The organism is Butyricicoccus sp. (assembly GCF_977037065.1).
The window spans coordinates 78,031-92,048 of record NZ_CDRQNY010000003.1; the positions used below are offsets into that span (position 1 = coordinate 78,031).

Consider the following 14,018-nt stretch of genomic DNA (forward strand, 5'->3'; position numbering starts at 1 on the left):
CTATGCCGCGTTACAAAACCGCCGCTCAGCTGGTGCTGCTGCTGAGTGCTATTGCGATGATTCTTCTGGGCATCCGCCTCGGCGAAGCCGAAACCGTATTATCAAAGGCGATCCGCCTGTGTATGGAGTGTGTTGGCATTGGATAAGAAAAAAATCCCCTTTTTAGCCCGCTTTCGCGGTTGGATACAGGCGGCAGCCACCCTGCTGACCAATATCCACCTGCCGAATTTTGTACAGGGCAAACTATATCAGGGAAGCGGCAAGACCGTCTGCGTACCCGGACTCAACTGCTATTCCTGCCCCGGTGCAACCGGCGCGTGTCCGATTGGCGCGTTTCAAGCGGTGATCGGCTCATCAAAGTTTAAATTTTCCTATTATATCACCGGAATCCTGATTTTATTCGGTGTCCTGCTCGGACGGTTCATCTGCGGTTTTCTGTGCCCATTCGGTTGGTTTCAGGAGCTGCTGCACAAAATCCCCTCGCCAAAGCTGTCTACCAAAAGGCTGAAGCCGCTCCGCTATGTGAAATATGCGGTGCTGCTGATCATGGTGGTGCTGCTGCCCGCACTTGTCACAAACGAACTCGGCATGGGCGATCCGTTCTTCTGCAAGTACCTGTGTCCGCAGGGAGTTCTCGAGGGCGCATTGCCGCTGGCGGCGGTCAATTCCGGTATTCGTTCCGCGCTCGGCGCGCTGTTTACATGGAAAGCAGCCGTTCTGCTGACCGTTATCGTGTGCAGCGTACTGTTTTACCGTCCGTTCTGCAAATGGCTGTGCCCGCTCGGCGCTTTTTACGCCCTGCTGAACCGCGTTTCACTGTTTCAGATGCAGGTGGATACGCATAAGTGCGTATCCTGCGGCGCATGTGCCAAAGCCTGCAAAATGGATGTGGACATCACGAAAAACCCCAATCATGCCGAGTGCATCCGCTGCGGCATGTGCATGAAAGCCTGCCCAACCGATGCTATCTGCTACCGTTACGGTCTGGGCAATAAAACCCAAACGACTGACAAAGGAGAAACTATCTAATGAAAAAGAATCGACTGATCGCATTTGCCCTGTCCGTAAGCCTGCTGCTCGGCGCATCCGCCTGCGGCAAACCGGCAAAAACCGTCTCCGAGCTGATAGCGGAGGAAAACGCCATCCTCGACCAGCATCAGGAGCTGTGGACAACGGCTCTGAATTCGCTCGACAAGGACAATCTGTCGCAGAGCACCCAGAGCACCAACTACGCCGATGTACTCGATCTTGCGATTAATAACGTCAAGGACCAGCTCTCGGCCGAGGACTACAAGACGCTGACCGACGATGCCGCCAAGGTCCGCAAGCTGGAGGACCAGCTGCAGGAACTTCCGCCGGAGGAAGGCACCACCACACCCGCCAGCGACGCGTTCCCCGCTTTCGAAGGCAAAGACCTGGACGGCAACGCTGTGGACAGCAGCTTGTTCGCTGACAACGCGTTTACGGTCGTGAATTTCTGGTTCAGCGGCTGCAAGCCGTGCGTGGCTGAACTTGGTGATCTGGACAAGCTGAACCAGACCGTCAAGGCGCAGGGCGGCGAGGTTATCGGCATCAATACGGAAACGCTCGATGACAATGCGGATGCCATTGCTACCGCTAAACAGATTCTGCAGACCAAAGGGGCATCCTACCGCAACATTACCTTTGCATCCAGCAGCGAGGCAGGCAAGTTTGCACTGAACATCATGTCATTCCCGACCACCTATGTTATCGACCGGAACGGAAAAATCGTCGGTGAACCGGTACTCGGCGGCATCACGAACGAAAACAGCATGAAGCAGCTGCAGGAGAATATTGACACCGCGATTGCAAACGACGGAAAATAACACCCGAGTGTGATTGCCGCTGCAATCTGCATCATAAATATACACAGCGCAGATTGTGTTGAAAAAAATGATACTGATATGAAAAGACACACTTTTCTGCGTTGATCATCAAGTGCCTGTGGCACACGCCGTGCGAGGAAAACGGCTGGTATAATCCGGAGGTCAAGCATCCGGGCAATCGCCGCGGCAGATATATCAATTTCCAGCTGAGCGATAATTCGGAGCAAAGCGCCGTAGATGACGTGGAATACATCAGAAATCATCCGCTGGCAGCGTCCAGTATTCCGATTTACGGTTATATTTTACGATGTAAAAACAGGCAAACTGATCGAGGTTGAAAAGGCAACGGAGATTGGCAGAGCCAAGTAAACGCCAAAGAGAAAAGCCGCAGACTTTCGTCTGCGGCTTTTGCGTGCCTGCGGAAATATCCACGAAGATATGCACAAACCTGTGGATAAATTTGAGGACGGAACTTTTCCTTGTTTCTCCTATATGGTATACTAAAATTATACAAGCGCAAATCGCAGGAAAAAGAGAAACACGAGGGATAAACATGGGACTGTTTTCAAAACCGGAGGTTGTGATTGCGAAAGAATCCAGCAACGCAAAGGAGTATCTGCGGCAGCTGGAAGAGCTGGCGGAAAAGGCAACCGGAGAAAACGCGAAAAAAATCGCAAAAGAGATTGCCGTGGTGAAAGCCGGCATTATCGGTGAGGATAATATTCTGTTTGAGCTGAAAAACAGCGGTATGGATATGGTTGTGCTGCACGATTTGTATATTGAAAGCGTGTCCGGTGCCTCGGCACAGATTGACTTTCTGGTACTGACTCCAAAGATTAACTTTGTGTTGGAGTGCAAAAATCTGTTCGGCAATATCGAGATCAACAGCAAGGGCGATTTTATCCGCACAATTCGCTGCGGCGGTCGGTACTATAAAGAGGGAATTTATTCGCCGATTACGCAGAATCAGCGGCATTTGCAGGTGCTCAAGGAACGAAGGAGCGAAAATGACGGCAAACTCCTTGCCGCATGGAAGAATTACTTGTTTAAGGACTTTTTTAGGGGATTAGTCGTGCTTGCCAACCCGAAAACTGTTGTCAACGACCGATATGCGAAGAAAGAGGTCAAGGAACAGGTCATTCGAGCAGACCAGTTGATTGAAACGATAAAACGAGTGAATAAGGCGTCCAAGGAATCGGCTTCTTCCTTGAAAGATTTGAAGGAGATGGGTGAGCGGTATCTGCTGATGCACATTGAAATGCCAATCACCTATATCGAAAAATTCAAGCAGGAGGAGCTGGAAGACCAGCCTGCCGCCGAGCGGCCTGCACCTGCGCCGTCGGAGGGAAAATGCTGTCCGAAGTGCGGCAAGCCGCTTGTCATGCGGGAGGCCAGACGCGGCACACATATCGGCGAAAAATTCTGGGGCTGCACAGGATTTCCTCAATGTCATTTTATAAAGAAAATCGTGAAAACCGAAAACAAATAAACAGAAAAGCGGCATGACTTGCATCAAAGTCATGCCGCTTTATGGTTACTTAAAACACAAACGCCTCGCTCTGCTCGATCTCAATCCCGCAGTCCGCGATAACCGTCTGATACTGCGCGTAAACTTCGGCTTCCATGCGCCACGCGATGCCGCATCCGGCGGACAATCTGCGCGGTACCGGCACCAGCCGGCCGGCAATACCGTTCTGCTTGCAGAATGACTCCATCTCCATGGCAGCATCGGTGGTGTGGAAGGTGAGCACCTGATACGGCTTTTTCTCTCGCATTACGCCTGAAAAACGATCTCGAAGCACCCGTCCGGACGCACGGTCGTCTGACCGGACTTGTTCTCATACTCGAGCATTTTCTCGATATTCTTGCGGGTGTGTGCCTCGTCACCGAGCACACGGATCAGCTTCCCCGGGTGATCCTGCATCGCGTCCATCGCCAGCAGAACCGGCTCCGGACAGGACAGACCGCGAACATCTACTTCAACATATTCAGCCATTGCACATTCTCCTTTTCCGACTTACTTTGCTGTCTTTTTGCGGCGCAGATTGGTGCCCGCAATGACAAACAGCACGATAATGCAGACGATCACGGCGATTTTGCCGGCTGCCGCCGGACCGCCTGCGACTGCAGGCTCGGTTTCGGTTGCCGCCTTGGCAGCCGCGCCGACCAGACCGAAGTTATGCGCGAATGCCGCACCGATCAACATACCGAGGAAGGTGACCGCGCTGTCAGACGAACCCTGACCTGCCAGAATGAGCTGACGCAGCGGGCAGCCGCCAGCCAGCACAGCCGCAAAGCCTACAACATACATGCCAAGAATGTTCCACAGGTGCTGGGAATGCGCGATCGGCTGACCGGCAAAACCGAGGTGAAAGCTGCCAGTTGCCGCATTGTAGACTGCCATCACGGCAAACAGGGCCGCGATAATGCTGATCAGGTCGAAATTCTTCATCAGAATGATGTCGCGGATGCTGCCCGCAAAGCACATGCGGCTCTTCTGCGCGAGCGCACCGATGATGAGTGCAACGACCAGAGAAAGGATGATCGGCGCATGCTTGCTGCCCGGGCCCTCGGTGCTGACCGCGTAAGCGCCGGTCGCCACGCCGATTACGAGCAGCGCCGCCAGCACAACCGGCAGAACGGCACCGCCGACCGGCTTGGCCTCATACGCACGGCCGAGCGAGAAACCCTTCTTAAGGAAGAACGAGCCGGTCGCCACACCGCCTGCAAAGCCGATAAGCGCGACCCACGCATTCAAGTCACCGGCGGCCATGCGAAGTACCATGCGGAGCGGACAGCCGAGGAATACGAGGGCGCCGATCATCATCGCAGCGCCCAGAATAAAACGCACCATCGGCGAGGAACCGGCGGTGGACTTATACTCCTTGGTCAGCAGCGCCAGCAGGAACGAACCGCAGACAAAGCCGACGACCTCCGGGCGGAAATACTGCACCGGAGCCGCTGTATGCAGCTTGAGCGCACCCGCTGTATCGCGGATGAAGCAGGCAACACAGATCGCCATGTTGGCAGGGTTGCCGTAAATTGCCAGAAGCATGACCGGCAGTCCGATCACCGCACCGGACACTGCCAGCTTCCATGTCTTGTCAAACAGTTTCATGATTTTCTCCTTTTTTGTGAAATGAGGGAATTTTATGCTGTATTCAGTATATCATGCGGTGTTTTCAATGTGAAATCGATTCTATTGATAATTTGATTGAATCTATTGATATAATCTATAAATACAGCTATAATGGAGAAAACGAAAGGAATGCCGCCCATGGATATTCGTCAGCTGGAAGCCTATGTCTATACCGTGAAGTACCGCAGTTTTTCACTTGCTGCACAGAAGCTGTATCTGTCGCAGCCGACCGTCAGCGCGCACATCTGCAATCTGGAAAAGGAGCTGCACACGCAGCTGCTCAAGCGCACGACGAAAACACTTTCGGTGACACCGGCCGGCCAAACGCTGTATAATTATGCCGCAGAAATCCTCGATTTGCGGCACAAAGCCATTCTGGAGCTGTCCAACGAGCAGGAAACCATGCTGCATATCGGCGTATCGTCCGTGCCGTCGCTGTATCTGCTGCCCGAGCTGCTGGCAGCGTACCACGAGAAGGCCCCGGAGATCCGGTTCCGCACCAGCTGCTCGGACAGTCTGGATGTGATAAACAAGGTCGCAGACCGCACCTGCGATATCGGTCTGGTCGGCACAAAGACCGCAGAGGCCAACTGCGAATTTCTTCCGGTCACCTCGGACGAGCTGGTAATCGCCGCACCGAACACGCCGCATTTCCGTGCCTATCAAAGCCAGCCGGACCCGCTGACAGCGCTCCTGCACGAACCGTTCCTGCTGCGCGAGGACAACTCGGGCACCAAGCAGGAAACACTGTATTTCCTCCAGAATCACGATCTGTCGCTTGATGAACTGAATGTCATTGCCGTCATGGATGACGCGGCAGCGCTCAAACGGTGCATTACACTGGGCATGGGCATTTCCATTCTGTCGCGCGCAACTGTGCAGACCGATGCACAGCAGGGACGCCTGCTGCTGTTTCCCCTCGGACGGTCAGCGTTCCTGCGCCGGCTGTACATTGTGTATCCGTCCATACGGCGTATGTCCGAGCAGGCTATTCACTTTCTGGATTTTATGAAAAGGTATTATCGGATTGGATGACAGCCGTGCTGTCCGGTTTGATATAGCCAATCGGGCAGGAGGCTCTCCTGCATAGAAAGCCGACCTCGCACACCACCGTGCGAACCGACCGGTACACGGCGGTTCTATCCGCAAGATCAAAACGGACAAAGCGGATTCCTTAAGGCAACACCGGATTATATGGAGGCGGGAAAGGCATCCATTCTGTGTTCCTGTGAACCGGCTGCAGCAATGGTATTTGGCTTTTTCTTGTTTAGAGAAATTCCTGCGGTGCTTTCGATTACAGATCTAATCATTGTACTGATCGCACCTGCTATGCTCGTACTTTCTAATAAAAAGCCAGAAATTGTGGAGGAAAATGATCATGTCAAAAGATGAGTATTTGATTACCGATGCGCCGCTGAAAGCGCTGACGGTTTTTGCCATGCCGATGATTCTCGGCAGCTTTTTTCAGCAGGTATACAATATGGCTGACTCCATTATCGTCGGTCAGTTTGTCGGCTCCTCCGCTCTTGCGGCGGTCGGCGCCTGCGCTGCCCTGACCAATGTTTTCATTTGTGTGGCACTGGGGGCCGGTGTCGGTGCAGGCGTGCTCGTAAGCCGTTATTTCGGCGCCAGAGAATATGGCAAAATGAAAACCATTGTATCTACCTCCTTGATCAGCTTTTTACTTCTGAGTATCATCCTTGGCGTCTTTGGCTTTTGCTTTTCCCATGCGATGATGAGCGGATTACAGACCCCTGCCGATATTCTGAAGGAGGCAGTACTGTACTTGCGGGTCTATTTCGTAGGTTTTCCGTTTTTGTTCATGTACAATATTCTTTCTACCATGTTCACTTCCATTGGTGAATCAAAAATTCCGTTGGGACTGCTGATCTTTTCATCAATCCTGAATATTGTGCTGGATCTTTGGATGGTAGCCGGTCTGGGACTTGGCGTGTTCGGTGCGGCGCTTGCAACGCTGATTGCACAGGGCATTTCGGCTGTGTTTTCACTTTTGATTTTCTTTTATCGGATGCGGCGGTATAAGAGCAGCTTTGTCTGGTTTGACGGGCAGGAGCTGCGTTCGATGCTTCAGATTGCTGTTCCATCGGTTCTTCAGCAGTCTACCGTATCCATCGGTATGATGATCGTACAGGCGGTGGTAAATCCCTTCGGCACACAGGCACTCGCGGGATACGCGGCGACGATGCGGGTGGAGAACGTCTTTTCTCTGATTTTTGTGTCCATCGGCAATGCGGTTTCGCCGTATGTTTCCCAGAACCTTGGCGCAAACAAAACCGAGCGCATCAAAAAAGGCTACCGCGCAGCATTGGTGCTGGATGTATGTTTTGCTATTCTTGCCTTCCTTGTCATTGAAACGCTGCACACACAGATTTCCTCGCTGTTCCTTGGAAAAGACGGAACCGCCCTGGCTTATCAGGTGTCCGGGGATTATATGAGATGGATTGGTTTCTTCTTTGTCTTTATGGGCATCAAAATGGCAACCGATGGCGTTCTTCGCGGACTCGGAATCATGCGGCCGTTCCTCATTGCCAATATGGTAAACCTTGCGATTCGCTTGTCCGTGGCGTTGATCTGTGCACCGCGTTTTGGTATTGCATTTGTCTGGCTTGCCGTGCCGGCAGGCTGGCTTGCCAACTTCCTGATTTCCTATACGGCTCTCAGGAAATCCTGGCCGACTGAAAAAAGTGGTGTTATCTCGGTAAATTCCAGTTTACCAAAAAGATGAAATCCTTCGGAACGGCATCTGAAATATTAACAGCGAAGTAAAAAAACATCCCGAATCCTGTGTACAGTCCGGGATGGAACTGCACCCCCTCTGTCAGACCGTATATCATACTGTCTGACAGAGGGGGTGCTTTATTATGTTAAGAGGAAAACCGAAACTTACTCTCCAATCTTCACCCTCAACTCTTTACGCTTTGCACAGTCAGTCGATAATCTTAATGCTCTCAATAACCGGCTGATTTTCCGTCTTAACCGTGCCGTTATCGTCCTCGACCGGCGTATTATCGCAGATTTCATCCACAACATCCATGCCCTTGGTCACATAGCCGAAGCAGGCGTACTGGCCGTCGAGATAGGTGCTGTCCTGCTGAACGATGAAGAACTGCGAGGATGCGCTGTCCGGATTGCTTGAGCGTGCCATCGAAACCGCACCGCGCGTGTGCGACAGCTTGTTCTCCACGCCGTTCTCCGAAAACTCGCCCTTGATGGTGTTCTCCGAGCCGCCGGTGCCGTTGCCCAGCGGGTCGCCGCCCTGCATCATAAAGCCGGTAATAATGCGGTGAAAGGTCAGTCCGTCGTAAAAACCGTCGTTTGCCAAGTCCATAAAGTTCTGAACCGAGATAGGCGCTGCATCGCCGTCCAGCTCGATGTCGATCGTGCCGTGGTCCTTGATGGTGATCTGTGCATGGTGCTGACCGATGGGCTGTGCGGTCTCCTCAGCAGTCGTCTGCTGCGAGTTATCGCTCGTGTCGGCGGCATCATCCGTCGAGGTCTGCGCGCCCGACTTGCCGCCGCAGGCGGTCAGAACCAGCATCGCCAACAGGCCAAAAAGCAAAAATGTACGTTTTTTCATGTGAAATTCTCCTTTTTAGGCAATACCGCATCATTGAACAAGAGCGATTTGCGAGTAAATTTCGCATTCTGATTAGGCGCGGGTTTGCAGCAATACTTTGTGTATTGCAAAAATCCGCAACGACATCAGAGCGTAAAATTTCCGCAAAGCGCCGCAGCTTTAATTATGCGGTGTTGCCTTATATCCTGAACGGGTGGAATATGAAAATGTTCCCGCGGTACTCCCCTATTATACGGTACTGAGAACGCGAAAACCAGTGTTTTTTCGGTGTCTGCAAAAAAATGCACCGCAAAACTGCGGTGCATTTTCTATCAAACGATACAGTACGGAGCCGATTCCTGCACAAACCGTGTCGTTCCGCGACAGGTCATAGCTTACTTCATAATGTCCTTGTCGTGGGCCGCCTTGGCAACCAGACCGGACAGCGCCAGCAGCGCGATCAGGTTCGGGAATACCATCAGGCCGTTGAACAGGTCGGACAGGTTCCATACCAGGTCAACATGCAGCGCGGAGCCGATCACGATGCAGATAACAACGATAGCGGCGTAAACCTTAACAGCCTTGCTGCCGAACATTGCCTTTACGTTCTGCTCACCGAAGAAATACCAGCCGATGATGGTAGAGAACGCAAAGAACAGCATGCAGATCGCAACGAAAACCATGCCTGCCGAGCCGAGGGAAGCCTTGAAGGCTGCCTGTGCCAGCTCGGTGCCCTGCAGACCATCCGGTGCGCCCGGATTGAGCATACCCGAGGTCAGAATGACCATAGCGGTCAGCGTCAGTACAACAAAGGTGTCGATGAATACGGAAACGATAGCAATTTCGCCCTGATCCTGCGGACGCTTTACCTTAGCCAGTGCGTGTGCGTGCGGGGTGGAACCCATGCCGGCCTCGTTCGAGAACAGGCCGCGTGCAACGCCGTAGCGCATTGCCTGACGAACCGTGATGCCTGCAGCGCCGCCGAGGATAGCCTGCGGGTCAAATGCTGCAACAAAGATGGACTTGAACGCCGGAATGATTGCCGCGTGGTTGATGCACAGAATGACAACACAGCCCAGCATGTAGAACATTGCCATGATCGGAACGACCTTTTCGGTAACAGCCGCAATACGGCCAACGCCGCCAAGGAAGATAAACGCTGCAATAATCGCACAGATGATGCCGACAACGATCATCGGTGCGCCGAACGCGGTGTTGAACGCTACGCTGATCGAGTTTGCCTGTACCATGTTGCCGGTGAAGCCCAGCGCAAAAATAATTGCAATCGAGAAGAAGCCGGCGAGGAACTTGCCGAATTTACCGGTAAAGCGTGCGCGGATGTAGTAGATCGGACCGCCGGTAACGTGGCCCTTGTCGTCCGTGGTCTTGTACTTCTGCGCGAGAACCGCCTCGCCGTAGATGGTGGACATGCCGAAGAATGCACTCAGCCACATCCAGAAAATCGCACCCGGTCCGCCGGAATACAGTGCGGTAGCCGCGCCTGCGATGTTGCCGGTGCCGACCTGCGCCGCGATTGCGGTGGTCAGCGCCTGGAACGGACTCATGCCGTCCTTGCCCGCCTTCTCACCGTTGAGCGAGAAATGGCCGAACAGATGCTTCCAGCCTGCGCCGAACTTACGCACCTGAATGAAGCGCGTGCGGATGGTAAACACGATGCCGGTTCCGACCAGAAGGTACAGCAGCAGGCCGTTCCACACGACGTTGCTGATTCGGCTTACCCAGTCTGCCAATACTTCCATTGTCATTTTACATACCCCTTCTTTGTTTTGCGGCAAACAAAAAAGCCGAACCCAATCAGCATCGGGTTACGGCTCCAAAGAAACGGAAAGACAGCAAACAGACGGTACATCCTGCACCGTGAGAAAACATTTGCTGTGGTTCCGCGGAACTTATTTTTATATCCTAACGTCTATAAAAACAGGTTCATCTCTGTCCTTTTGCCTGAGAGATTGGCACGCAAACCCCTTTTGCGCGCGTTGCACCTTCGGCAGTCCCCTTGAGGAACGTTCTCCAGAGCCACATCCATTTACAGTCCTCATCCGGAAATCCGGACGCCTGAGAGTTTTGCTCCTTCGGCAAGTCTTTGACTTTTTCCTGCAAACTTCGTTTGTCGCGTATGTAGTTTATGGATTCAGTGTAACACCGTGACAACATTCTGTCAATGTCAATCAAGATATTCGTGAAAGTTTGTGAAAAACAGCAAATTTCTTGACAACCTATGCTATAATAGATAGGCTATACTGGTAGTATTATTGGTAAATCCAAGTAATCAACAGCATCCCTCGAAAGGAGGAACTTTACATGAATGATGCTTTGCAGCAGCTTCTCGACAGGCTGACGGCTCTGCTGGCGGAAAAACCGCTCATTGGGGCGTGGTACACGACCGTTGTGCGCTTTGTATTCCCGCTGCTGGCGCTGATGATCCTTGTCGGTGCGATCCGCTCGCTGTGGAAGGTCAAGCACCCGGATGAGGTCTGGGGCTATCTGGTGCTGCGCAACGGCGCCCGCCTGCCCATCACCCACTGGGAGAACATCATCGGACGCGCCCCCAGCTGCGATGTGCAGCTGGAATATCCATCGGTATCGCGTCAGCACGCCGCGCTCATCCGCGAGGATGACGGCAGCTGGACGATATACGACCTCGGTTCCAAGGGCGGCATCAAGGTAAACGACCTGCCGGTGGACGAGTATGCGCTCGTCGAGGACGGCGACACGGTCACCTTTGCGGGCATTCCCGCTATCATGGAGCCCATTACCGCTGAGGAGAAGCGCACACAGATGGTCGAACGCCGCATTGAGGGCAAGCCTGCCGGCATGTGGGGTTCGCTCGTACTGCTGACGCTGTTCCAGATCCTCACCGGTCTGCAGCTCATTATCGCACAGGGCGACAAGGCGACCACCACCATTCCGCTCACCTTTTTTGTCTTTACGGTAATCTGCTGGGCGTATTTCATCGTCATGCGCCTGTTCCGCCGCATCGGCTTTGAAATGGAGACGATAGCGTTCTTCCTATGTACGCTGTCACTCGCCGTCACCGGCTCGACCGTGCCGGACGAGCTGCCCAAGCAGCTGATTGCGATTTTGATGGGTCTTGCCATCTTTGTCGTGCTCGGCTTCTTCCTGCGCGACCTGACCCGGGCGCAGAAGGTGCGCTGGTTCATGAGCGCAACGGCGGTCGGACTGTTGGCGATTACACTGCTGATCGGCTCGTCGCAGGGCGGCGCGAAGGCATGGCTGCGTCTCGGTCCTCTGTCTCTGCAGACCTCGGAAATTGCGAAAATCTGCTATATTTTTGCCGGCGCAGCAACGCTCGACCGCCTGTTCAACAAGCGCAACCTGTGGATGTTCATCGGCCTGACCGCCATCTGCGGCGGCTGTCTCGCGCTGCAGAACGACTTCGGCACCGCACTTGTGTTCTTCGTGACGTTCCTTGTCATCGCGTACCTGCGTTCGGGCGATTTCGCCACCATCGGCCTTGTGTGCGCCGGATGCTTCGGCGCGGGCATGGTCATGCTGACCATCAAGCCGCACGTTGCCGCACGATTTGCCTCCTGGGGACATATCTGGGAGGACGTGTACGACAAGGGCTTCCAGCAGACGCATACGCTGACCGCAGCCGCCTCCGGCGGCATGATCGGCGTAGGCGCAGGCAAGGGCTGGCTCTCGAATCTCCCTGCCGCGGATACCGATATCGTGTTCGGTATGCTGTGTGAGGAATGGGGTCTCGTCATCGCCGTACTGACCATTCTTTGCATCATTACGCTGGCGGTGTTCGCTGTCCGCGCCTGCCGCGCCGGACGCTCCAGCTTTTACACCATCGCCGCATGCGCGGCCACCAGCCTGCTGGTATTCCAGACCTGCCTGAATGTGTTCGGTGCAGTCGATATTCTGCCGTTTACCGGCGTTACGCTGCCGTTCGTATCCAACGGCGGTTCGTCCATGCTGTCGGCATGGGGTATGCTCGCCTTTTTGAAGGCGACCGACACCCGACAGAATGCGTCGTTCGCAGTTCGTCTGCCCAGCCGCCGCGAGCTTAGAGGGGAGGAGTAACCATGCGGAAAATCGAAAAACGCAGTATTTTCTGTCTGATCCTTGCCGCGCTGCTCGGTCTGGGTCTGGCGTTCTTCTGCTTCCAGTTTGTCGTAGACGGCGGCGACTGGGCCTCCTACCCGTACAACCGTCATCTCTATAACAACTCCGGCCAGCTGAAAGGCGGCACCATCCTAGACCGGGACGGCGATATGCTGTCCACACTCGACGAGGACGGCAACCGCATCTACAACGATGACGCAGCCGTCCGGCGCGCCACACTGCACGCCGTCGGCGACAAAAACGGCAACATCGGCGCGGGTGCGCTCACCTCGTTCGCGGATAAGCTGTCCGGCTACAATCTGCTCACCGGCGTATATTCTCCGCTCGGCACCGGCAACAGCCTGTATCTGACGATTGATGCCTATTTGAACAATATCGCTTATCAGGCTTTGAACGGAATGAACGGAACGGTTGGCGTTTATAACTATAAAACCGGTGAAATTTTGTGCATGGTGTCCACACCGACATTCGATCCGGCCAATCCGCCGGACATTGCGGCGGATGATCCCGCATGGGACGGCGTTTACGTCAACCGACTGCTGTCCGCAAACTCGATTCCGGGCTCCATCTTCAAGGTTGTGACCATCAACGCCGCTATCGAGAACATCCCCGACCTGTTCCAGCGCAAGTGGACGTGCACCGGCTCGGTCAACATCGGTGGCGAGGAAGTCACCTGCCCGCACGCTCACGGCGAACAGGATATCGAGGAAGCGCTCGCCAACTCGTGCAACGGTGTGTTCGGTCAGCTGGCCGTCGAACTCGGCGGCGAAACCATGCAGAAATACGCGGATGCGGCAGGACTGACCAAGTCCATCAAGGTGGACGGCATCCAGTCCTCGGTCGGCAAGTTTGATTTCTCGGGCAATGACAATCAGCTGGCATGGTCGGGTGTCGGTCAGGGTCAGGATACCCTGTGCCCAATCAACATGCTCCAGTATATGGGCGCGATCGCCAACGGCGGCAAGGCTGCCGTGCCGCGTCTGATTGAAAAATCCACCACAGATTACGGCCTGCCGACCGGCATTTACTATCCGCACAAGTCGGCACAGCTGATTGACGAAAAGACCGCGGGTACCATCGCGGATATGATGCACAACAACGTCATAGAGACCTACGGTCAGGATCGTTTCCCGGGCATGGATATCTGTGCCAAGTCGGGCACCGCCGAGGTCGGCGCGGATAAGTCACCGAACGCATGGTTCACCGGCTTCCTGCGCGACGAGGCTACGCCGTATGCTTTCATCGTTCTCGTCGAGAACGGCGGCGGCGGCTCGTCTGTTGCCGGTACGGTGGCTTCGCAGGTGCTGCAGGCTGCGGTAGAAAAAGCCTACTAAGGAGAGAG

At 54.2% G+C, this 14,018-nt stretch carries 13 protein-coding genes and 1 riboswitch; of the genes, 8 read left to right on the forward strand and 5 right to left on the reverse strand.

Translation table 11 applies throughout. The features are described from left to right. The first annotated feature begins 2 nt into the window (after nt 1-2). From ACWVX6_RS01950 to ACWVX6_RS01965, 4 genes are all read left to right on the forward strand, one after another. Entirely contained in the window at nt 3-146 is a 144-nt protein-coding gene (locus tag ACWVX6_RS01950) for a CD1871A family CXXC motif-containing protein (RefSeq protein WP_117490152.1), read from the forward strand. Continuing rightward, complete coding sequence (locus ACWVX6_RS01955) at nt 139-1,029, forward strand: 4Fe-4S binding protein (protein ID WP_455152204.1); 891 nt, start codon at nt 139-141, stop codon at nt 1,027-1,029. Before ACWVX6_RS01950 ends, ACWVX6_RS01955 begins: the two co-directional genes overlap by 8 nt. Continuing rightward, nucleotides 1,029-1,847 carry a TlpA family protein disulfide reductase gene (locus ACWVX6_RS01960; RefSeq protein ID WP_455152205.1) on the forward strand — a complete coding sequence of 273 codons (819 nt, stop codon included), beginning with the start codon at nt 1,029-1,031 and terminating at the stop codon, nt 1,845-1,847. The genes ACWVX6_RS01955 and ACWVX6_RS01960 overlap by 1 nt, the downstream gene beginning before the upstream one ends. Before the next feature lie 553 nt (nt 1,848-2,400). Next, nucleotides 2,401-3,336: an NERD domain-containing protein gene (locus ACWVX6_RS01965; protein WP_455152206.1), complete on the forward strand. Its 936-nt coding sequence runs from the start codon at nt 2,401-2,403 to the stop codon at nt 3,334-3,336. A 49-nt stretch (nt 3,337-3,385) separates the two neighbouring features. On the opposite strand, the gene ACWVX6_RS01970 is transcribed toward ACWVX6_RS01965, so the two are convergent. Genes ACWVX6_RS01970 through yedE form a run of 3 tightly spaced genes read right to left on the reverse strand, consistent with a single transcriptional unit; the run spans nt 3,386 to nt 4,965 of the window. After that, entirely contained in the window at nt 3,386-3,622 is a 237-nt protein-coding gene (locus ACWVX6_RS01970; RefSeq protein ID WP_110435623.1) for a DUF3343 domain-containing protein, read from the reverse strand. Further along, on the reverse strand, nt 3,622-3,843 hold the full coding sequence (locus tag ACWVX6_RS01975; RefSeq protein ID WP_118284744.1) for a sulfurtransferase TusA family protein: 222 nt from the start codon (nt 3,841-3,843) through the stop codon (nt 3,622-3,624). The genes ACWVX6_RS01970 and ACWVX6_RS01975 overlap by 1 nt, the downstream gene beginning before the upstream one ends. Nucleotides 3,844-3,864: 21 nt before the next feature. Further along, nucleotides 3,865-4,965, reverse strand: a complete 1,101-nt coding sequence (yedE, locus tag ACWVX6_RS01980; RefSeq protein WP_455152207.1) for a YedE family putative selenium transporter — start codon at nt 4,963-4,965, stop codon at nt 3,865-3,867. A 159-nt stretch (nt 4,966-5,124) separates the two neighbouring features. Here yedE and ACWVX6_RS01985 point away from each other — a divergent pair, with 159 nt between their 5' ends. Beyond that, nucleotides 5,125-6,021, forward strand: a complete 897-nt coding sequence (locus ACWVX6_RS01985; protein WP_455152208.1) for a selenium metabolism-associated LysR family transcriptional regulator — start codon at nt 5,125-5,127, stop codon at nt 6,019-6,021. Nucleotides 6,022-6,358: 337 nt separating this feature from the next. Further along, on the forward strand, nt 6,359-7,732 hold the full coding sequence (locus tag ACWVX6_RS01990; protein WP_455152209.1) for an MATE family efflux transporter: 1,374 nt from the start codon (nt 6,359-6,361) through the stop codon (nt 7,730-7,732). 201 nt (nt 7,733-7,933) lie between these two features. Here the strand turns inward: ACWVX6_RS01990 and ACWVX6_RS01995 are convergent, their stop codons facing one another. Both ACWVX6_RS01995 and ACWVX6_RS02000 read right to left on the reverse strand, forming a co-directional pair. Next, nucleotides 7,934-8,584 (reverse strand): peptidylprolyl isomerase, encoded by a 651-nt coding sequence (locus ACWVX6_RS01995; protein ID WP_455152210.1) that lies wholly within the window; start codon nt 8,582-8,584, stop codon nt 7,934-7,936. A 374-nt stretch (nt 8,585-8,958) separates the two neighbouring features. Further along, nucleotides 8,959-10,323 (reverse strand): alanine/glycine:cation symporter family protein, encoded by a 1,365-nt coding sequence (locus tag ACWVX6_RS02000; RefSeq protein ID WP_455152238.1) that lies wholly within the window; start codon nt 10,321-10,323, stop codon nt 8,959-8,961. Between the two features lie 180 nt (nt 10,324-10,503). Further along, nucleotides 10,504-10,608, reverse strand: a riboswitch (glycine riboswitch). A gap of 277 nt (nt 10,609-10,885) precedes the next feature. On the opposite strand from ACWVX6_RS02000, the gene ACWVX6_RS02005 reads away from it, so the two are divergent. Then, a complete protein-coding gene (locus ACWVX6_RS02005; protein ID WP_455152211.1) occupies nt 10,886-12,634 on the forward strand; it encodes an FtsW/RodA/SpoVE family cell cycle protein in 1,749 nt (582 codons plus the stop codon). Between the two features lie 2 nt (nt 12,635-12,636). After that, entirely contained in the window at nt 12,637-14,010 is a 1,374-nt protein-coding gene (locus ACWVX6_RS02010; protein WP_455152212.1) for a penicillin-binding transpeptidase domain-containing protein, read from the forward strand. The last annotated feature ends 8 nt before the right edge of the window (nt 14,011-14,018 follow it).